Raw genomic sequence first — 23,160 nt, forward strand, 5'->3', positions numbered from 1 at the left:
GGATCAGCGCTCGGCATCGCGGCCGAGCTCGTTGTCGATGAACGCCAGGACCTCGTCGGTGCTCGCCGACTGGATCCGTTCGGTCACGGCCGCCTCTTCGGTGTGCGCACCGGATCCGCCGTACTGCGCCAGCAGGTTGCGCAACCGCGCGGAAGCACCGGAGCGCGCCACCTCATCCGGATCGCTGGCGGCCAGCAGCGACTCCAGGCGGTCGAGTTCGCCGAGCAGCCCGGCCGCTTCGTCCGCACCACCGCCGAAGAGCTCGGCCGCCAGGAACTCGGCGAGCATCGCCGGTGTCGGGTGGTCGAACACCAGCGTCGAGGGCAGTTTCCGGCCGCTGGCCGCGGCCAGGCTGTTGCGCAGCTCCACCGCGGTGAGCGAGTCGAAGCCCAGCTGGCGGAACTCCTTGTCCGGCTCGACCGCCTCGGGCGAGCCGTGCCCGAGGACACCGGCGGCGTGGCCGCGCACCAGTCCCACCAGGTGCCGCATCCGCTCCTCGGCGTCCAGCCCCGCGAGGCCGTCGGCGAGGTCGGCATCGGACCGGCGACCCGCGGCGACGCGCTTGCCACCGCGCACCAGCCCGCGCAGCGCGGCCGCCACCGGAGCCTGCGCGCGGCCGGTGTTGATCCGCGCCGCTACCAGCAGCGCGTCGTCCCGGCCCGTCGCGTCGTCGAACAGCGCGAGCCCCTGCTCGATCGACAGCGGCGCCATCTCGGACCGGCCGATGCGATCCGCGGCACCGTCGGCGAGACCGCCTGCCATGCCTGCGGACTCGGTCCACGGTCCCCAGGCCAGCGAGGTCGCCACCAGACCGCGGGCGCGGCGGTGCGCCGCCAGCGCGTCCAGGAAGGCGTTGGCCGCCGCGTAGTTGCCCTGACCGGCCGCGCCCAGCACGCCGGAGACCGAGGAGTACAGCACGAAGGCCGCGAGGTCGAGATCGCGCGTCGCCTCGTGCAGGTTCCAGGCACCGTCGACCTTCGGCCGCAGCACTCCGCTCAGCCGCTCGGGCGTCAGCGACTCGACGATCCCGTCGTCGAGCACACCGGCGGCGTGCACCACCGCGGTCAGCGGCCGCTCGACCGAGGACAGCACCCGCAGCAGCGAATCCCGGTCGGCGATGTCGCACGCGGCCACGCCGACTTCCGCGCCGTGCGCGGCCAGCTCGTCGCGGAGTTCGGCGACGCCATCGGCTGCCAGCCCGCGCCGCGACACCAACAGCAGGTGTCGCATGCCGCGCTCGGCGACCAGGTGCCGGGCGAGCTCGGCGCCGAGACCACCGGTACCGCCCGTGATGAGAACGGTGCCGTCCGGATCCCAGGACACCGGTTCGGCGTCCTCGGTCGTGCGGGCGAGACGGCCGACCAGCGCGGCGTCCTCCCGCACGAGCACCTGCGTCTCGCCCGAGTCCAGCAACTCCGGCAGCAGCGGCAGGACACGCGCCGCCGCATCCGGCTCGTCCAGGTCCGCGAGCAGGAAGGTGCCGGGGTTCTCCGACTGGGCCGACCGCACCAGGCCCCACGCGGCGGCAGCGCCCAGGTCCTCGCCGCCGACGGCCCCGCGGGTGACCAGCACCAGGCGGCTGTCCGCGAAGCGGTCGTCGGCCAGCCACTCCTGCACCAGCCGCAACGCGCGGACCGCCACGTCGTGCGCGGCCCCGGCATCCCCGCGGTCGGCGGCACCGGACAGCGGGGCCAGCACGACATCGGGCACCTCACCGTCCCCGGCAACCGCGTCCGCCAGCCCCGTCGCCGAAACGACCTGCGCACCTGCGGCTTTCAACGCCGCGCCCGCGCCGGCCTCGTCGGCCCCGAGCACGGCCCAGCGAGTCCCCTCGGCGGTGCCGTTCGCCGGCTCCCGCGTCGGCGCGGGAACCCAGTCCAGCCGCAGCAGCGAGTCCCGCTCGGCAGTCGCGGAGAGCGGAGCTCCCAGCGCCGCCGATTCGACGGACAGCACCGGCGCTCCCTCGGCGTCGACCGCGGTCAGGCTCAGAGATTCGCCGCGCACCGTCGTGCGGGTCCGCAACGCGGTGGCCCCGACCGCGTGCAGCGACGCGCCGTGCCAGGACAGCGCGACCAGCTCCTCGCCAGCTGCCGCCCCGACGGCTGCGGTCAGCAGCGCCGGGTGCACGCCGCAGGCCCCGGCGCCGGAGGTCTCCTCCGGCAGCACGACCTCGGCGTAGATGTCGTCGCCGACCCGCCACGCGGCCGGCACGTGCTCCGGATCGGGCACCTCGACGGGCATCGCGTTCTCCGGCGGCCACTGCTCCCCGGTGAGACCGGTCGTGTCGACCGCCGCCGGCTCGCCGCGCACCAGCACTCCACCGGCGTGCTGCCGCCACGGCTGGTCGTCCGAACCCCGCGAATGCACCGAGATGCGCCGGCGCCCGCCGTCATCGGCGGGATCGACCCAGACCTGCACCACGCCAGGCACCAGCGGTTCGGTGACGGTGAGTTCCTCGACGCGCTCGCAGCCGACGTGCTCGGCCGCGGCGAAGGCGAGCTCCAGGAACGCAGCCTCCGGGAGAGCCTCGGTCAGCCGGTTGGTGAACGCGACCGCTTCCGAGCCCGCGACCGCCATCACCGCGCCCAGCAGCGGGTGCTCGGCCGGTGCCAGACCGAATCCTGCGGCATCGCCTGCCGATTCGGCGGGGGTCGGCCAGAAGCGCTCGCGCTGGAAGGGGTAGGTCGGCAGGTTCACGCGTCGCGCGCCGGTACCGGCGTACAACCGTTCCCAGTCGACGCGCACACCGGTGACGAACAACCGGGCGAGCGCGGTCAGCACGCACGTCTGCTCGTCGCGGTCCCGGCGCAACATCGGAACGCAGCCCTCGACCAGGGCCGACAGGGCACCGTCCGGGCCGATCTCCAGGAACGCGTCCGCCCCGGCGGTCTCCAGCGCGGCGACGCCGTCGGCGAAGCGCACCGCCTCGCGGGCGTGCCGCACCCAGTACTGCGGCGAGCACAGCTCGGCTCCACCGGCGATCTCGCCGCTGAGGTTGGACACCACCGGGATCTGCGGCTCGGCGAAGGTCAATCCCGCTGCCGCGGCGCGGAATTCGTCCAGCATCGGCTCCATCAGCGGGGAGTGGAACGCGTGGCTGACCGGCAGCCGCCGCGTCCGGTGGCCCTTCTCGGCGAAGCGATCGGCGATGTCCTGCACGGCGTGCTGCGCGCCGGAGACCACCACCGAGCCCGGGGCGTTGACCGCCGCGATCGCGGCGTCGTCGCTCAGGTGCGGTGCCACCTCGTCCTCGCCCGCCTGGATCGCGACCATCGCACCGCCGTCCGGCAGCTCCTGCATGAGCCGCGCCCGCGCCGACACCAGCGCGCAGGCGTCCGCCAGCGACAGCACGCCCGCGACGTGCGCGGCCGTGATCTCACCGACCGAGTGCCCGCCGACGAAGTCCGGTACGACGCCGAAGGATTCGACGAGCCGGTAGAGCGCGACCTCGACGGCGAACAGGGCGGGCTGCGTGCTGCCGGTCCGGTTCAGCGCATCGGAGTCCTCGCCCCAGATCACCTCCCGCAGCTGCGGGTCGAGCGAGGCCAGCACGTCGTCCAGCGCTTCGGCGAACACCGGGAAGCGCTCGTAGAGCTCGCGCCCCATCCCGAGGCGCTGACTGCCCTGGCCGGAGAACAGCACCGCGAGCGATCGGCGTCCGGCCGCCGCCCTCGCGATCTCCGCGCCGTCCAGCAGCACCGCGCGGTGCTCGAACGCCGAGCGCCGCAGCAAGGAGTACCCGACGTCCACCGGATCCTGCTCGACGGCGGTGATGCGCTGGATCTGATCGTCGAGCGCGTCCGCCGTCTTGGCCGAGACGACCCAGGGCGCGGGAACCGGCCGCGTCCGGTCGGCGTCGATCCTGCTCCGCTCGGTCGCGACGCCTTCCAGGATCACGTGCGCGTTGGTGCCGCTGATGCCGAACGACGACACCCCGGCGCGCGGCGGCCGGTCACCGGACGGCCACTCGGCTGCCCCGGTCAGCAGCCGCACCGCGCCCGCCGACCAGTCGACGTGCGCGGAGGGCTCGGTGACGTGCAGGGTCCTCGGCAGCACGCCGTTGCGCAGCGCCAGCACCATCTTGATCACGCCAGCGGCACCGGCGGCCGCCTGCGCGTGGCCGATGTTCGACTTCATCGAGCCCAGCAGCAGCGGCTCGTCGCGGTCCTGGCCGTAGGTGGCCAGCAGCGCCTGCGCCTCGATCGGATCGCCCAGCGTGGTGCCCGTGCCGTGCGCCTCCACCGCGTCCACATCGGACGCGTTCAACCCGGCGCTGACCAGCGCCTGCCGGATCACCCGCTGCTGCGACGGACCGTTCGGCGCGGTCAAGCCGTTGGACGCGCCGTCCTGGTTGACCGCCGAACCGCGCAGCACCGCCAGCACCTCGTGCCCGTTGCGCTGCGCGTCGGACAACCGCTCCACCGCCAGCACACCGATGCCCTCCGACCACGCGGTGCCGTCGGCGCTGTCGGAGAACGGCTTGCACCGGCCATCCGCGGCGAGTCCGCCCTGCTGGGTGAACTCCATGAACGCGCCCGGTGTCGACATCACCTGGACACCGCCCGCGAGCGCCAGCGAGCACTCCCCGTTGCGCAGCGCCTGCGCGGCGAGGTGCAGCGCCACCAGGGCCGAGGAGCACGCCGTGTCGACCGTCATCGCGGGGCCTTCGAGGCCGAAGATGTAGGACAACCGGCCGGAGATGACGCTCGGCGAGGTACCGGTGCCCGAGTAGCCCGCCATGCTCGCCTGCGACCCGAGCACGAGGTGTGCGTAGTCCTGGCCGCTGGCGCCGACGAACACGCCGGTGCGGCTGCCGCGCAACGCGACCGGGTCGATGCCCGCGCGTTCCAGGGCTTCCCAGGACAGTTCCAGCGTCAGCCGCTGATGCGGGTCCATCGACACCGCCTCGCGCGGCGAGATGCCGAAGAAGGCCGGGTCGAACTCGGCGATGCCCGAGACGAATCCCCCGCACGAGGTGCTGCTGTGCCCGGGGCCGTCGCCGGTGAGCGCGGCGAGGTCCCAGCCGCGGTCGTCCGGGAACGGGCCGATGGCGTCGCGCTCCTCGGTCAGCAGCTCCCACAACGCCTCCGGCGTGTCGACCCCGCCCGGGAAGCGGCAGCTGAGCCCGACGATCGCGATCGGCTCGTCGCTGACGTCGGAGTCCGCGACGGCTTCCTCGCCGAGTTCCGGGTCCGCGCCGAACAGCTCGGCCAGCAGGAAATCGGCCAGCGCCTGCGGTGTCGGGTAGTCGAAGACGAGCGTGGCGGGCAACGTCAGCCCGGTCGCGGTGCCGAGCCGGTTGCCCAGCTCGACCGAGGTCAGGGAGTCGAAGCCCAGCTGGCGGAACTCCCGCTCCCCGTCGATCGCGTCCGCCGAGGCGTGCCCCAGCACGGCGGCGGCCTCGCCGCGGATCAGGTCCAGCAGGGCTCGTGCGCGCTTGGCCGGGTGCGCGCCGCGCAGCTGCGCGGGTTCCCCTGGCCGGTCGCCGCCCGCCGCGGCGGTGCGCCGGCCACCGCGCACGAGGTTGTGCAGCAGCGGCGGCAGCATCCCGGTGGCGGAACCGGTCTTGATCCGCGCGGGCACGACGAGCGGCTCGTCCGCGGCCGTGGCGGCGTCGAACAGCCCGAGCCCCTGCTCGACCGGCAGCGGCGGCATGGTCGATCGCTCGAGGCGCTGCAGCGCGCCCTCGTCCATGGTGCCGGTCATGCCGACCGTCGAGGCCCACGCTCCCCACGCCAGGGACACCCCGGGCAGGCCGAGGCCGCGCCGGTGCGCGGCCAGCGCGTCCAGGTAGCTGTTGCCGGCCGCGTAGTTGCCCTGGCCGGGCGTGCCGAGCAGGCCGGAGACCGAGGAGTACAGGACGAACGCGGCGAGGTCCTGCTCGCGGGTGAGCTCGTGCAGGTGCCACGCCGCGTCCGCCTTCGGTCGCAACGCGGTGTCCAGCCGCTCCGGCGTCAACGAGGCGATCGCGCCGTCGTCGAGCACACCGGCGGTGTGCACCACCGCGGTCAGCGGTCGCCGCACGGCGTCCAGCACCCGCGCGAGCTCGTCGCGATCGCCGACGTCGCAGGCCTCGATCTCCAGTTCCGCACCGTGCCCGGCGAGCTCGTCCCGCAGCTCCGGCGCCCCCGCGGCGTCCGGGCCGCTTCGGCTGAGCAGCAGCAGGTGCCGCACGCCCCGTTCGGTGACGAGGTGCCGCGCGAGCTCACCGCCCAGGCCGCCGGTACCGCCGGTGATCAGCACGGTTCCGTCCGGATCCCACTCGGCGGGTACCGTCAGGACGATCTTGCCGATGTGCTGGGCCCGGCTCATGAAGCGGAAGGCCTCGCGCGCCCGGCGCACGTCCCAGCTCGCGGTGCGCAGCGGTTCCAGCGCACCCTCGCCGAACAGCACCAGCAGCTCGGCCAGCATCTCCCGGATGCGCTCGGGATCGACCCAGCCCAGGTCGAACGCCTGGTACCGGATCCCGGGCAGCTCGGCCGGGTCCCGCAGATCGGTCTTGCCCATCTCCAGGAAGCGGCCGCCCTCGCCGAGCAGCCGCGACGAGGCGTCGATGAACTCCCCGGAGAGGGCGTTGAGCACGACGTCGACGCCCTGGCCGAAGCGCTGCTCGAACTCGGTGGTGCGCGAGGAGGCGATGTGGTCGTCGGGAATCCCGAAGCCGCGCAGCACGTCCCACTTGCCCTCGCTGGCGGTGGCGAACACCTCGGCACCGAGGTGCTTGGCGAGCTGGATGGCCGCCATGCCGACGCCCCCGGCCCCGGCGTGGATCAGCACCTTCTCGCCCGGTCGCACGCCGCCGAGGTCGACGAGCGCGTGGTAGGCGGTGAGGAACACCAGCGGCACGGACGCGCCGGCCTCGTAGGACCAACCGTCGGGCATCCGCGCGAGGTAGCGCTCGTCGACCACGCCCGCCGGGCCGAAACCGCCGAAGACCATGCCGAAGACCCGGTCACCGACCCGCAGGTCCGTCGCTTCCGGACCGGTCTCCACCACGACGCCTGCCGCTTCGGCACCGAGAGCACCTGCCTCGCCGGGGTACATGCCCAGCGCGTTGAGCACGTCGCGGAAGTTCAGGCCCGCACCGCGCACGGCGACCCGCACCTGGCGGCCCGCAAGCGGTTCCAGCACCTCCGGGCAGGGCGCGAGCTCCAGCCCGTCGAGACTGCCCTTGGCGGCGATGTCCAGCCGCCACGGAACCCCGGCCGGCGGCACCAGCGCGTCGCCCGATGCCAGCCGCGCCAGCCGCGCCGCGTGAGCGGTGCCGTCGCGGAGGACGAGCTGCGGTTCGCCGGTGGCGAGCGCCCCGGGCGGCACGGTCGCGTCCGCCTCCGCGTCGACCAGCTGGAAGCGGCCGGGCTGCTCGGCTTGCGCGGAGCGGACGAGGCCCCACACCGCGGCGGCCCCGAGATCGGTCACCGGCTCGTCGGCGATGGCGACCGCACCGCGCGTGATGAAGGCGAGCGGCTTGCGCGCCTGCTGGAGCAGTTCGAGCACGCGGGCGGTCTCGGCGTGCGCCGAATCGGCGTCCGCCCCACCGGAGATCTCGACCAGTTCGATCTCCGGATCCGCCGCGGCGTCGTCGATCGCGACCGGCAGCCACTCGACGCGGAACAGCGAGTCCTGCTCCGCCGCGGCGACGGCGGGCCGGTCGGTCGACGGCGTGCGCACGGCCAGCGAGGCCGCGGACAGCACCGGCGCGCCCTCGACATCGGCCGCCGCGACGGAGACCGTCCCGTTGCCCGCGGGAGACAGCCGGACCCGCAGCCGCGACGGTCCGATCGCGTGCAGGGACGCTCCGTTCCACTCGAACGGCAGGCCCTGCCCCGCACCGTCGACGAACGCGATCCCGTGAAGCGCCGAGTCCAGCAGCGCCGGGTGCACCCCGAACGAGCTCGCGTCCTCGACCGACTCGGGCAGCGCGACCTCGACGAACACGTCCGGTCCGCTGCGCCAGGCCGACTTCAGCCCGCGGAACACCGGCCCGTAGGACAGTCCGCCGTCGGCCAGCGTGGCGTAGAAGTCCGCCAGGTCCAGCTCTTCCGCGCCCGCCGGGGGCCACTCGGTGGCGTCGAACTCCGCGGTGTGCGCGCCCGCGACGAGCGTGCCCGCCGCGTGCTTGGTCCACTCCTCCGCGTCCGCCCGGCGCGAGTGGATGCTCAGCGCGCGCCGATCCGCTTCGTCCGGCGCGGTGACCCGCACCTGCACGTCAACGGCCTCGCGTTCGGCCAGCACCAGCGGGACCACGATGCTGAGGCCGTCCACCCGGTCGCAGCCGACCATGTCGCCCGCGCGGATCGCGAAGTCGAGGAAGCCGGTGCCGGGGAACAGCACCGACCCGCCGACCACGTGATCGGCCAGCCAGGGGTGCGTCGCGGGCGAGATCCTGCCGGAGAGCACCAGTTCGCCGGATCCCGCCACGGGCACGGCCGCGGCCAGCAGCGGGTGACCGGCGCGCGCGAGCCCGAGCGCGGACACGTCGCCGCGCCCGGTGGCCGGGGTCCTGGGCCAGAACCGCTCGTGCTGGAAGGGGTAGGTGGGCAGTTCCACCAGCCGCGCGCCGGTTCCGGTGAACCACCCGCTCCAATCCACCGGCACGCCTTCGGCGTGCAGGCTGGCGAGCGCGGCGGCCGCCGCGGCCTCCTCGCCCCGGTCCTTGCGCAGCATCGGGTGCGCGCCGTCGACGAGGACCGAGAGCACTCCGTCCGGCCCGAGTTCCAGGAACCGGCTCGCCCCGGACTCGCGCAGCGCCGCGATGTTGTCCGCGAACCGCACCGCGTCGCGCACGTGGCGCACCCAGTACTCCGGGGACGTGACATCGCCGGAGGCGACCACCGGGATGCTCGGTTCGGCGAAGGTCAACCCGCTGATCGCCGCGCGGAAGTCCGCCAGCATCGGCTCCATCAACGGCGAGTGGAACGCGTGCGAAACCTCCAGGCGCCGCGACTTCCACCGCTGCGCCAGCTCCAGCACCTCGTCCTCGGCACCGGCGAGCACCACCGAGGCCGGGCCGTTGATCGCCGCGATCGACACCCGCTCCGTCAGGTGCGGCAGCACCTCGGCCTCCGATGCCTGCACCGCGACCATCGCCCCACCGGCCGGCAGCGCCTGCATCAGGCTCGCCCGCGCCGAGACCAGCGTCGCCGCGTCCTCCAGCGACAGCACACCCGCCACGTGCGCGGCGGTGATCTCGCCCACCGAGTGCCCCGCGAGGAACCGGGCCCGGACGCCGAACCACTCGGCCAGCCGGTACAGGGCAACCTCGATCGCGAACAGCGCGGGCTGGGCGCATCCGGTGCGATTCAGCAGCTCCGCGTCATCACCCCACATGACCTCGCGCAACCCCGGATCGAGGTGCAGCAGCACCGCGTCCAGGGACTCGGCGAAGACCGGGAACCGCTCGTAGAGCTCGCGCCCCATTCCGAGGCGCTGGCTGCCCTGTCCGGAGAACAGCACCGCCAGCGCTCCCTCGGAAGCCACTCCCCTGGCGATCTCCGCGCCGTCCAGCAGCACCGCGCGGTGCTCGAACGCCGAGCGGTGCAGCAGCGAGTACCCGATGTCGAGCGGGTCCTCCTCGACCGCGCGGATCCGCTCGACCTGCGCGTCCAGCGCGGCCTCGGACTTGGCGCCGATCGGCAGCGGGACCGGGCCCGTCCACCGGCCGCGCGGAGCGGGTTCGCGGTCGGCCGATTCGAGGATCACGTGCGCGTTGGTGCCGCTGATGCCGAACGACGACACGCCCGCGCGCCGCGGCCGTTCCGCGAGCGGCCATTCGGTGGCCTCGGTCAGCAGCTCGATGTCGCCGGACCAGTCGACGCGCGACGACGCTTCGGACACGTGCAGGGTCTTGGGCAGCGTTCCGCGCCGCATCGCCATGACCATCTTGATCACGCCCGCGACCCCGGCCGCGGCCTGCGTGTGGCTGAGGTTGGACTTCACCGAACCGACCAGCAGCGGGCGCTCCCGCCCGTGCCCGTAGGCGCCGACCAGGGCTTCCGCCTCGATCGGATCGCCGAGCGCGGTCCCGGTGCCGTGCGCCTCCACGGCGTCCACATCGGACGGATCGAGCCCACCCCCGGCCAGCGCCTCCCGGATGACGCGCTGCTGCGCGGGTCCGTTCGGTGCCGTCAGGCCGTTGGACGCGCCGTCCTGGTTCACCGCGGAACCGCGCACCACCGCCAGCACCGGATGCCCGTTGCGCTCGGCGTCGGAGAGCCGCTCCACCACGAGCATCCCGACGCCCTCGGACCAGCCGGTGCCGTCCGCGTCGTCGGAGAAGGCCTTGCACCGGCCGTCCTCGGCGAGGCCGCCCTGCCGGGAGAAGCCCGCGAAGCTGGTGGGCGTGGCCATCACCGTCACGCCACCCGCGAGCGCCAGCGAGCACTCCCGCCCGCGCAACGAGCGCGCGGCCATGTGCAGCGACACCAGGGCCGAGGAACAGGCGGTGTCGACCGTGGCCGCGGGGCCTTCCAGGCCCAGCACGTAGGACAGCCGCCCGGACATCACGCTGGCCGCGAGCCCGGTTCCGGCGTGGCCTTCCAGGTCCTCGTCGGAGGCCATCACGACGTGCTGGTAGTCCTGCCCGTTGGTCCCGACGAACACACCGGTCCGGCTGCCCCGCAACGACGTCGCGTCCACACCCGCGCGCTCGATCGCCTCCCAGGACGTCTCCAGCAGCAACCGCTGCTGCGGATCCATCGCCAGCGCCTCGCGCGGCGAGATCCCGAAGAACTCCGGATCGAAGTCGGCGACACCGGAGAGGAAACCGCCCCGGTCCGTGGAGCCGCCGAGGTTGGCCAGGTCCCAGCCGCGATCGGCGGGGAAGGCGCCGATCGCGTCCCGGCCCTCGACCAGCAGCCGCCACAGGTCCTCCGGCGAGTCCACATCGCCCGGGAAGTGGCACGCCACTCCCACGATCGCGATGTCCTCGGTCTCCACCGCTAGCACGCCGGTGCCGGACATCGCGGGCACGTCCTCCGCGTCGTCCTCGCCGAGCAGCTCCGCGGCCAGGAACTCGGCGAGTCCCCGCGGCGTCGGGTGGTCGAAGACCAGCCCGGTGGGCAGCGTCAGCCCGGTGACCTCGGTCAGCCGGTTTCGCAGGTCCACTGCGGTCAACGAGTCGAATCCCAGGTCGCGGAACGCCTTGTCGGCGCTGATCGCCGCCGCGTCGGCGTGGCCGAGCACCGCGGCCGCGTGCCCGAGCACCAGGTCGAGCACCGCTTCGACGCGGTCGGTTCCGCTGGTGCCGCGCAGGTTTCGCCGCAACTCCGCGGCAGCCGACCGGCCGTCCCCGCGGCTCGCCGCCAGCTCCGCCAGCACGCCGCGCGCTTCCGGGAGTTCCGAGAGCACCAGGCTGGGACGCAGCCCGAGCAGCGCGCCGAGCACCTGCGGGCGGTTCAGATCGGCGATCACCACCGCGGGAGCGGATTCCGCGATCGACCGGCGCATCGCGGCGACCGCGAGAGCGGGGTCCAGAGTGGACGCTCCAGCCTGCCGGATCCCCTCGGAGACCCTGGCTTCGTCGGCCATGCCGCCGCCCGACCACGCGCCCCAGGCGATCGATGTCGCGACCAGCCCGTCGGCGTGCCGCCGCTGCGCGATGGCGTCCAGCACCGCGTTCGCCGCGGCGTAGTTCGCCTGGCCCGGGTTGCCCACCGCGCCCGCGGTCGAGGAGAACAGCACGAACGCGGAGAGGTCGAGCTCGCGGGTCAGCTCGTCGAGCACGATCGCGGATTCCACCTTGGCGCGGAACACCTCCGCGAACCGATCGGGCGTGAGCCCTTCCAGGACACCGTCGTCGAGCACGCCAGCCGCGTGCACGACCGCGGTGAGCCCGGACAGCCCGGACAGCAGCGCGGCAACCGCGTCGCGGTCGGCGACATCGCAGGCCGCGGCGGAGGCCTCGGTGCCGAGCGCGCGCAGTTCCGCGCACAGCTCGGCGGCCTCCGGCGCGTCCGGACCGCGACGACTGACCAGCACGATTCGCTCCGCACCGCGGCCGGCGAGATCGCGAGCCACGTGCGCGCCCAGCGCGCCGGTGCCACCGGTGATGACCACGGTTCCCGAGGGCTCCCACTCGGAGTGCTCGGGCCGCCGCGGTGCGGCGACGATCCGGCGGCCGAACGCTCCGGCGGCCCGGATCGCGACCTGGTCCTCACCGGAGCCACCGGCGATGACCGCGGCGAACCGCGCCGCCGCGCGCTCGTCCAGGGGCTCCTCGGGCAGGTCGACGAGGCCGCCCCAGCGGCGCGGGTGCTCCAGCGCAGCCACCCGGCCCAGTCCCCAGACACCGGCCTGCCACGGGTTGGTCACGGCATCCGAGCGGCCGACCGAGACGGCCCCGCGCGTCACCGACCACAGCGGTGCGCTGATCCCGGCGTCGCCGAGCGCCTGCACCAGCGCTGCGGTGCCGACCACCGGTGTCGCATCTCCCGGGTCGTCCACCGCCAGCAGCGACACGACGCCGCCGAAGCGCACGTCCGGTGCGGCGATCCGCTCCTCGAGGTGCCCGCGGTCGGTGGAATCGACCGCGACGCAGGTGACGTCGGGTTCGAGGGCGGCGATCACCGCCGACGCCCACAGGTCGCCGACCGCCCGCCGGGGCAGCACGACCAGCAGCGGACCCGACCGGTCCGGGGTCAGGCCGGTGAGCGGCTGCCAGGTCTCGCGGTGCCGCCAGGAGTCCACCACCGACTGCGCCCGGCGCCTGCTGCGCCACGCCGACAGCGCGGGCACCACGGCCGCGACGGTCTCGTCGTCGAGGTCCAGCGTCGCCGCGACCGATTCCAGGTCCTCGCGCTCGACGGCCGACCAGAACTGGTCGTCGACCGGTTCCGCGGTCGCGACCTCGGCGAGCTCTGGCCAGAAGCGCTCGTGCTGGAAGGCGTAGGTCGGCACGTCGACCGCCCGGCCGCCCGCGTAGACCGGCGACCAATCGACCTCGGCACCGCGGACGTGCAGCCGGGCCAGCGCGGTCAGGAACGCGGTCTCCTCGTCGCTCTCCCGGCGCGCGGTCGCGATCGCGTCCCCGACCAGCGCGGCCAGCACTCCGTCCGGACCGACCTCCAGGAAGGTCGTGGCGCCCGCTTCGCGCAGCGAGGTGATGTTGTCGGCGAAGCGCACGGTCTCGCGCACGTGCTGCACCCAGTGCTCCGGCGAGGTCACGTCCCCTGTGGTGACCACGGGGATGCGCGGCTCGTGGAAGGTCAGTCCGCCGATCGCAGCGCGGAAGTCCGCCAGCATCGGCTCCATCAGCGGCGAGTGGAAGGCGTGCGAGACCGGCAGCCGGGTCGTCCTGCGGCCCCGATCCGCGAGAACCGCCGCGATCTCCAGCACGGCTCCGGCCGCGCCGGAGATCACGACGGAGTCGGGTCCGTTGACCGCCGCGATCGACGTCTCGGGGGTCAGCAGCGGGCGGACCTCGTCCTCGGTGGCGTTGATGGCGACCATCGCGCCGCCTGCGGGCAGCGCCCGCATCAGCTCGGCGCGCGCCGTCACCAGCGCGGCCGCGTCCGCCAGCGAGAGCACCCCGGCCACGTGCGCGGCCGCGATCTCGCCGATGGAGTGCCCGGCGAGGAAGCGGGGCCGCACGCCGAACGACTCGATCAGCCGGTACAGCGCGACCTCGAACGCGAACAGCGCGGGCTGGGTGTGGCCGGTGTCGTTCAGCAGGTCGGCGTCCTCGCCCCACATGACCCCGGCCACCGCGTCGTCCAGGTGTCCCAGGACCTCGTCCAGCGCCGCCGCGAACACCGGGAACCGTTCGCCGAGCTCGCGTCCCATGCCGAGGCGCTGGGAACCCTGCCCGGAGAACAGCATCGCGATCGAGGGCTCGGCGGCCTCGCCCCTGGCGAGCTGCGCGCCGTCCAGCAGCACCGCCCGGTGCTCGAACGCGCTGCGGTGCGCGAACAACGAGTACCCGATGTCCAGCGGGTCGCCCTCGGTCGCCAGCACCCGCGCGACCTGCTCGTCCAGCGCGGCCTCGGACCTGGCGCTGACCAGCAGCGGAACCCGTCCTGCGGGGCGCGCGGCGGTCTGGCCGTCCTCGGCCGCGACCCCTTCCAGGATCAGGTGCGCGTTGGTGCCGCTGAGCCCGAACGACGACACGCCGCTGCGGCGCGGCCGCTCCTCCTGCGGCCAGGGCGTGGGCGCGGTCGCCAGCTCGACGGCCCCGGCGGACCAGTCGACGTGCGAGGACGGGTCCGTGACGTGCAGCGTCTCGGGCACCACGCCGTGCTGCATCGCCAGCACCATCTTGATCACGCCGGCCACGCCGGCGGCGGCCTGGGTGTGCCCCAGGTTCGACTTGACCGCACCGAGCAGGAGCGGGCGCTGCCGCTCGCGCCCGTAGGTGGCCATCAGGGCCTGCGCCTCGATCGGGTCGCCGAGGGTGGTGCCGGTGCCGTGCGCCTCCACCGCGTCCACATCGGACGGATCGAGCGCCGCGTTGGCGAGCGCCTGGCGGATCACTCGCTGCTGCGCGGGACCGTTCGGCGCCGTCAGGCCGTTGGAGGCGCCGTCCTGGTTGACCGCGGAGCCGCGCACCGCGGCGAGGATGCGGTGGCCGTTGCGCTCGGCGTCCGAGCGCCGCTCGACCACGAGCGCGCCGACGCCCTCGGACCAGCCGGTGCCGCCCGCGTCGTCGGAGAACGCCCGGCAGCGCGCGTCCGACGCGAGACCGCCCTGCGCGTTGAACCCGGCGAAGTTCATCGGGGTGGACATCACCGTGACGCCGCCGACGAGCGCGAGCTCGGACTCACCGGAGCGCAGCGACTGCGCGGCGAGGTGCAGCGCCACCAGCGAGGAGGAGCACGCCGTGTCCACGGTCAGCGCGGGCCCCTCCAGGCCGAACGCGTAGGACAGGCGCCCGGAGATGACCGCGGCGGCCAGTCCGGTGCTGGAGTGCCCCGCGATCTCCTCGCGGGAGCGGAGCACGAGGTTGGTGTAGTCCTGGCCGTTCGTGCCGACGAACACCCCGGTCCGGCTGCCGCGCAGGCCGGCGGCGTCGATGCCCGTTCGCTCGACGGCCTCCCAGGCCACCTCCAGCAGCTGGCGCTGCTGCGGGTCCATCGCCACGGCCTCGCGCGGCGAGATCCCGAAGAAGCCCGGGTCGAAGTCCGCGGCTCCGTCCAGGAACCCGCCCTCGGCGGTGTCGCCGGAGACGAGCGGATCCTGCTCCCAGCCGCGATCGGACGGGAAACCGGAGATGGCGTCGGTGCCGTCGGCGAGCAACCGCCAGAAGTCCTCGGGGCTGCGCACACCACCGGGGAACCGGCAGCTCATGCCGACGATGACGATCGGGTCGTCGGTGGTCTCGGCTCGCTGCGCGGCGACTTCGAGCTCGCCGTGCGCGCCGAGGAGCTCGGCGAGCAGGTGCTCGGCCAGCGTCGACGGGGTCGGGTAGTCGAAGGTCAGCGTCGCGGGCAGGCTCAGCCCGGTCGCGGTGGCCAGCCGGTTGCGCAGCTCGATGGCGGTGAGCGAGTCGAAGCCCAGCGCGCGGAACTCCTTGTCCACGCCGACGTCGGCCCCGGAGGCGTGCCCGAGCACCACCGCGGCCTCGGTGCGCACGACCTCGGTCACTCGGCGGAGTCGTTCCTCGCCGGGCAGACCTGCCAGCCGCTGCGCGAGCCCGCCCGGCGCGGTGTCGCGTCCGCTGGCCGCGGCCCGCCTGCCCGGCCGCGCCAGGCCGCGCAGGATCGCCGGGACATCGCCGGTGGGACGGCTCGTGCCGGTCGCCAACGGCACCAGCAACGACTCGTCGGAGGCGAGCGCGGCGTCGAAGAGCGCGAGTCCCTGCTGCACCGACAGCGTCGGCATCCGCCGCGTGTCCTGCAGCGCGGAGGTCATGCCCGCAGTGGCCTCCCAGGCGCCCCAGGCCAGCGACAGCGCGGGCAGGCCGAGCGCGCGCCGGTGCGCGGCGAGCGCGTCCAGGTAGCTGTTCGCCGCCGCGTAGTTGCCCTGGCCCGCGGAGCCCATCACCCCGGACACCGAGGAGTAGAGGACGAACGCGGCGAGGTCGTCCTCGCGGGTGAGCTCGTGCAGGTGCCACGCGCTGTCCACCTTGGCGCGCAGCACGGAGCTCAACCGCTGCGGGGTCAGCGACCCGATCACGCCGTCGTCCAGCACGCCGGCGGTGTGCACGACGGCGGTCAGCCGCACCGGTGCCAGCAGCTCCGCCAGCGCGTCCCGATCGGCGACATCGCACGCCGCCACCGTCACCTCGGCACCGCGTTCGACCAGTTCGGCCCGCAGATCCCGAGCTCCGGGGGCGTCCAGCCCGCGGCGGCTCACCAGCAGCAGGTCGCGCGCGCCGCGTTCCACGACGAGGTGACGTGCCAGCTCGGCGCCGAGGCCGCCGGTGCCACCGGTGATCAGCACCGTGCCGTCCGGGTCCCAGGCGCGCGGCGTCCAGGCGCGCGCGGCGTCCCCGTGCTGCGCAGCGCGCGCGAGACGACCGACCCGGGCTTCGCCTGCGCGGACCACGACCTGGGTCTCGCCCGCGTCCAGCAGGGCGGGCAGACCCGGGAGCGCGGCGGCGGATTCGGCGGAGTCGTCGAGATCGACGAGCAGGAAGCGGCCGGGGTTCTCGGTCTGCGCAGCGCGCACCAGGCCCCAGGCCGCGGCCGCGGCCGGGTCGTCGCCGGCGACCGCACCGCGCGAGACGAAGACGACCCTGGAGTCGGCGAAGCGCTGGTCGGCCAGCCACTGCTGCAGCAGTCCCAGCACCTCGGCGGTCAGCTCGTGCGCCGTCTCGGGCTCGGCAGCGCCGACGAGCGGGACGACGAGCACGTCCGGCGCTTGCTCCGGAACCGCCTCCGCGGCCCGGATTCCGAGCCCGAACGCGTCCTCGCCGAGCAGCGCCCAGTCGCCGCCGGTGATCTGCTCGACCGGCTGGGCTACCCAGTCGAGCCGGAACAGCGATCGAAGGTCCGCGCCCGCGGCCAGTTCCGGGACGGGAGCGTGCACGGCTGCCTCGGCCGAGAGAACCGGCGCACCGGTGACGTCGACCGCGGCGACCGACGCCCCGCCATCCGCGAGGGACAGGCGCACGTGCAGCACCGACGCGCCCGATGCGTGCAACGACACGTCCCGCCAGTCCGTCGGAATGCCCTGCGCGCCGAGGAACTTCGCCGCGTGCAGCGCCGCGTCGAGCAGGGCCGGGTGCAGCCCGAAGGCGTCGCCGTCGGTCACCTCGTCCGGCAGCGCGACCTCGGCGAACACCTCGGTTCGCCGCGCCTCCGACGAGGTCCGGCGCCACACCGCGCGCAGCCCGCGGAACACCGGGCCGCGCGCCACCTCCACGGACTCGTCGTGCAGGCCGTCGATGTCCACGACGGTCGCGCCGCGCGGCGGCCACTCCGCGCGGCCGAACTCCTCGATCCCGGGTGCCCCGACGGTTCCGGCGGCGAGGACACCAGCGGCGTGCAGCGTCCACTCGGGTTCTTCGCCGGGGCGGGCGTGCAGCCGCAGCTCGCGGCGGCCGTCCTCGTCGGGTTCGCCAACGCGCAACTGGACCTGCACCGGGACGTCGTCCGGCAGCACCAGCGGTGCGACCCGGCTCAGCCGCTCGACGCGGTCGCAGCCGATCCGGTCGCCCGCGTGCGCGGCCAGCTCCAGCACGGCCGAGGCTGGCAGCAGCGCTCGGTCGTCGACCAGGTGGTCGGCCAGCCACGGGTGCGCGGACAGCGACAGGCTGCCGGTCAGGATCAGCTCGTCGGAGCCCGCGACGGTCATGGCCGCGCCGAGCAGCGGGTGATCGGCGGAGGAGAGCCCGAGACCGGTGGCGTCACCGGTGCCGGCGCTCACCGAAACCGACGGCCAGAAGCGCTGCCGCTCGAACGGGTAGGTCGGCAGGTCCACCCGGCGGCCGCCGGCGTGCAACGACGACCAGTCCACGTCGACGCCGGTGACGTGCAGCCGCGCCAGCGCGGTGATGAACGCGACCTCCTCGCCCCGATCCTTGCGCAGCGCGGGGATCGCCCCGTCGACGAGCGCCGAGAGCACGCCGTCCGGGCCGATTTCCAGGCAGGCCGCCGTGCCCACCGAGGCCGCGTTGTCCGCGAAGCGCACGGTCTCGCGCACGTGACGCACCCAGTACTCCGGGGACGTGACATCGCCGGAGGCGGCGATGGGAATCGCCGGCGTCCCGAAGGTCAAACCGCTGATCGCCGCGCGGAAGTCCGCCAGCATCGGCTCCATCAACGGCGAGTGGAACGCGTGCGAGACCTCCAACCGCCGCGACTTCCACCGCTGCGCGAGCTCCAGCACCTCGCCCTCATCGCCGGCGACGACCACCGACTCAGGACCGTTGACCGCCGCGATCGACACCCGCTCGCTCAGATGCGGCAGAACGTCGGCCTCGGCCGCCTGAACCGCGACCATCGCCCCGCGTTCCGGCAGCGCCTGCATCAGGTTCGCCCGCGCCGAGACCAGGGCGGTCGCGTCCTCCAGCGACAGCACACCCGCCACGTGCGCGGCGGCGATCTCACCGACCGAGTGGCCGACCAGCCGGTCCGGGACGACGCCGAACGACTCGACGAGCCGGTACAGGGCAACCTCGATCGCGAACAGCGCGGGCTGGGCGCATCCGGTGCGGTTCAGCAGCTCCGCGTCATCACCCCACATGACCTCGCGCAGCTGCGGGTCGAGGTGTTCGAGCACCGCGTCCAGGGACTCGGCGAAGACCGGGAACCGCTCGTAGAGCTCGCGTCCCATGCGGACGCGCTGGCTGCCCTGGCCGGAGAACAGCACGGCCAGCGACCGCCTGCGCGCCTCGCCCCTGGCGATCTCCGCGCCGTCCAGCAGCACCGCCCGGTGCTCGAAGCTCGCGCGGCCGGTCGTCAGCGAGTACCCGATGTCCAGCGGGTTTCCCCGCTGCGCGCGGATCCGCTCGACCTGCGCGTCCAGCGCGGCCTCGGACCTGGCGCTGACCGGCAGCGGAACCGGGCCCGCGGGCTGTCGGGAGTCCTGCGGCTCGGCGCCTTCGGCCGCTTCCAGGATCACGTGCGCGTTCGTTCCGCTCACGCCGAACGACGACACGCCCGCCCGCGCCGGGTTCTCACCCGACGGCCACTCGGTCGGCTCGGTGACCAGCTGCGCAGCGCCCGCCGACCAGTCCACGTGCGAGGACGGCCTGGAGACGTGCAGGGTCCGGGGCACCACGCCGTGCCGCATGGCCATGACCATCTTGATCACACCGGCCACGCCCGCGGCCGCCTGCGCGTGCCCGAGATTGGACTTGATGGTGCCCATCAGCAGCGGCGTCTCGCGGTTCTGCCCGTACGTGGCGAGCAGGCTGCGCGCCTCGATCGGGTCGCCCAGCGGCGTGCCGGTCCCGTGCGCCTCGACGACGTCCACATCGGATGGTTCGAGGCTCGCCTGGTCCAGCGCCTGGCGAATGACCTTTTGCTGCGCGCGGCCGTTCGGCGCGGTGAAGCCGTTCGACGATCCGTCGGAGTTCACCGCCGAACCGCGCACCACCGCCAGCACCGGGTGCCCGTTGCGCTCGGCGTCGGACAGGCGTTCCAGCAGCAGCACTCCGACGCCCTCGGACCAGCCGGTGCCGTCGGCGTCGTCGGAGAAGGCCTTGCACCGGCCGTCGCCCGCCAGCCCGCCCTGGCGGCTGAACTCCACCAGCGAACCCGGCGTGCACATCACGTTCACGCCACCGGCGAGCGCCAGTTCGCACTCGCCCGCGCGCAGCGCGTGCGCGGCGAAGTGCAGCGCGACCAGCGAGGAGGAGCACGCCGTGTCCACCGTGGCGGTCGGGCCCTCCAGCCCCAGCTCGTAGGAGATCCGGCCGGATTCCGCGCTGGCGGCGATGCCGGTGCCGATGTCGCCGGTCGCGTCGGCCATCGAGCGGATCAGCAGGTGCTGGTAGTCCTGCCCGTTGGTCCCGACGAACACGCCGGTCCGGCTGCCGCGCAACGACGTCGGGTCCACACCGGCGCGCTCGATCGCCTCCCAGGACGTCTCCAGCAGCAACCGCTGCTGCGGGTCCGTGGTCAGCGCCTCGCGCGGCGAGATCCCGAAGAAGCCCGGGTCGAACTCCGCGATTCCGGGCAGGAATCCACCGCGCACGCTGACGCTGTTGCCGCGCTCGTCGACACCGCCGCCGCCGAGGGCGGCCACGTCCCAGCCGCGGTCGGCCGGGAACTCGGAGGTCGCGTCCCGGCCGGAGGAGACCAGCTCCCACAGGTCCTCCGGCGAGTCGACACCACCGGGGTAGCGACACGAGATGCCCACGATGGCGATCGGCTCGGTGGCCGCGGCCACCAGTTGCCGGTTCTGCCGCCGGAGGCGGTCGGTCTCCTTCATCGCGGCGCGCAGCGCCTCGACGACCTTATCGCTGGAGTCGTTCATCATCAGCTCCGTCAGTCCTGCCCGTCGAGTGCGGCTTGCACCAGGTCATCGACGGACATCGAGTCGATGCCGTCAGCGTTGGACGCCTCGGCGCCGGCCGGCGCGCCTTCGTCGCGGCCGATCAGCTGGAGCAGCGGCTCCAGCACGCCGATCTCCCGGAGCTGCGAGAGGGGAACCTTCCCGAGCAACCGGCGGATCTCGGTCTCCTCGTCGTCCACGTCGGGCTCGCCGCCGGGCAGCAGCTCGCCGAGCACGTGCTCGGCGAGATCGGCCGGTGTGGGGTAGTCGAAGACGAGCGTCGAGGCGAGGCTCAGACCGGTGGCGGCGCTCAGCTGGTTGCGCAGCTCCACCACCGCCAGCGAGTCGAACCCGAGGTCGCGGAACGGCCGGTCGGCCCGAACCACCTCGACGTCCTGCTGGCCCAGCACTCCGGCCGCGCGAGTGCGCACCAGGTCCAGCACCACCTCGCGGCGCCGCTCGGGCGCGAGCCCGAGGATCTGCTCCCGCAGCGCGGCCTCCGGCTGCGCGCTCGCCTGCTCCGCCGGGGCGTCGTCCCCGATGAGCTCGCGCAGCAGCGGGTTCGGACGAACGCCGCGCCCGGACCGTCCCGTGTCCACGGCCGCGACGACCGCCGTCGGTTCGCGCTCCGCGACGAGCTGCCGCAGCGCGGTGCAGGCCAGTTCCGGCTCCATCGGCACGATGCCGGCCCGCTGCGCGCTCTGCTCGGCCTCGGCGGAGCCGGCCATGCCGCCACCGCCCCAGGCGCCCCAGGCGATCGAGGTCGCCGCGAGACCGCTGGCCCTGCGGCGTTCGGCCAGCGCGTCGAGCACCGAGTTCGCCGCCGCGTAGTTGGCCTGGCCGGGGCTGCCCACCGACGAGGAGGCCGAGGAGAAGAGCACGAACGCCGTGAGGTCCGCGGTCAGCTCGTCGAGCAGCAGCGCCGGGTCCACCTTGCTGCGGAAGACGTCCTGGAACCGCTCCGGCGTCATCCGGTCCAGCACTCCGTCGTCGAGCACGCCCGCGGTGTGCACCACCCCGGTCAGCGTTCCCGGGACGGCGGCCAGCAGCGATTCCAACGCGGGGCGGTCTGCGACGTCGCAGGCCGCGATCGTGACGCCGACGCCCATCCCCTCGAGCTCGTCGCGCAGCTCGTCGGCTCCGGGCGCGTCCGGACCGCGCCTGCCGACCAGCACGAGGTGTTCCGCGCCTTCGCGGGCCAGCGTGCGGGCGACGTGGCCGCCGAGCGCGCCGGTACCGCCGGTGATCAGCACGGTGCCGGACGGTTCCCACGCCTGCTGCGGTTTCGGCGCTGGCGCCTGCACGAGCCTGCGGGCGAACGCGCCGCTGGGACGCACCGCCACCTGGTCCTCGCCGTCGAGCCCGGCCAGCACCGCGCGGAACAGGCCCGCGGCCCGATCGTCGAGCTCGGCGGGCAGGTCGACGAGGCCGCCCCAGCGCTCCGGGTGCTCCAGCGCCGCGACCCGGCCCAGGCCCCACACGGCGGCCTGCGTCACGTCCTCGACGCCGTCGGCGCGGTCGGTGGACACCCCGTGGCGCGTGACGCACCACAGCGGAGCGGTGATGCCCGCGTCACCGAGCGCCTGGATCAGCGTCGTGGTGCGCAGCACGCCCTCCGGCGCCGATCCGGTGCCCGGCCGCGCCAGCGCCAGCAGCGAGACCACGCCGTCGAAATCGCGCCCGTGCGGCTGCAGGTCCCGGGAGATCGCCTCCCGGTCGGCCTCGTCGACCTCGACCCGGACCGCTTCGGCACCGAGCGCGTCGACCGCCGCCGCGACCCACTCGTCGGCGTAGTGCGGGACGACGGCCAGCCACCGCCCGGTCGGCTCGCCGGAGTGGGCGCTGCCCAGCGGCTTCCAGTCGATCCGGTGCCGCCAGCCGTCCACCTCCGCGAGGTCCTGGCACTGCTTGCGCCAGTCGAGCAGGGCTGGCAGCACCTCGGAGAGCGCGCCGCCGTCGACCTGGAGCACGTTCTCCAGGGACTGGAAGTCCTCGCCCTCGACGGCGGCCCAGAACGCCCGATCGTCGGCATCCGGCGCGGCCGCGACTGCGGGCTGGGACACCCTGTCCGGCCAGTAGCGCTGCCGCTGGAAGGCGTAGGTGGGCAGATCGACCCGCCGCGCACCGGTCCCCTCGAAGTAGGCGGACCAGTCCACGCGCGCCCCGCCGACGAACAGCCGGCCCAGCGCTGCGGCGAAGGAGTTCTGCTCGTCGCGGTCCCGGCGCAGCACCGGAACGCTGCCCTCGACCAGGGCCGAAAGCGCTCCGCCGGGGCCGATCTCGACGAACCTGGTAGCCCCGGCCTCGCGCAGGGCTTCCACGTTGTCGGCGAAGCGCACGGTCTCCCGCACGTGCCGCACCCAGTGCTCCGGCGAGGTCACATCGCCGGAGACGACCACCGGGATCTCAGGCTCGTGGAAGGACAAGCCCTCCACGACCGCGCGGAAGTCCGCCAGCATCGGGTCCATCAGCGAGGAGTGGAAAGCGTGCGAGACGTCCAACCGCCGCGACTGCCAGCGCTTCGCGAGGTCCAGCACCTCGTCCTCGGTGCCCGAGACCACCACGGAATCCGGACCGTTGACCGCCGCGACCGACACACCACCAGTCAGATGCGGCAGCACCTCGACCTCGGAGGCCTGCACCGACACCATCGCGCCACCGGCGGGCAACGCCTCCATCAGACGGGCACGGGCCGAGACCAGAGCCGCCGCATCCTCCAACGAGAACACACCCGCCACATGCGCAGCCGCGACCTCACCGACCGAATGCCCCACCAACTGA

Annotated in this window: 2 protein-coding genes; both read right to left on the reverse strand. The window is 74.1% G+C overall.

The genetic code is table 11. The annotated features are described in order from the left end of the window. Positions 1–3 precede the first annotated feature (3 nt). Positions 4–20,361: a type I polyketide synthase gene (locus ABD289_RS17835; protein ID WP_344133729.1), complete on the reverse strand. Its 20,358-nt coding sequence runs from the start codon at positions 20,359–20,361 to the stop codon at positions 4–6. An 11-nt stretch (positions 20,362–20,372) separates the two neighbouring features. Beyond that, positions 20,373–23,160 (reverse strand): SDR family NAD(P)-dependent oxidoreductase (locus ABD289_RS17840; protein WP_344133731.1); only part of this gene is annotated, 2,788 nt, incomplete at its 5' end.

It is taken from the genome of Saccharopolyspora halophila (assembly GCF_039531955.1).
GTDB classification, from domain to species: Bacteria; Actinomycetota; Actinomycetes; order Mycobacteriales; family Pseudonocardiaceae; genus Saccharopolyspora; species Saccharopolyspora halophila.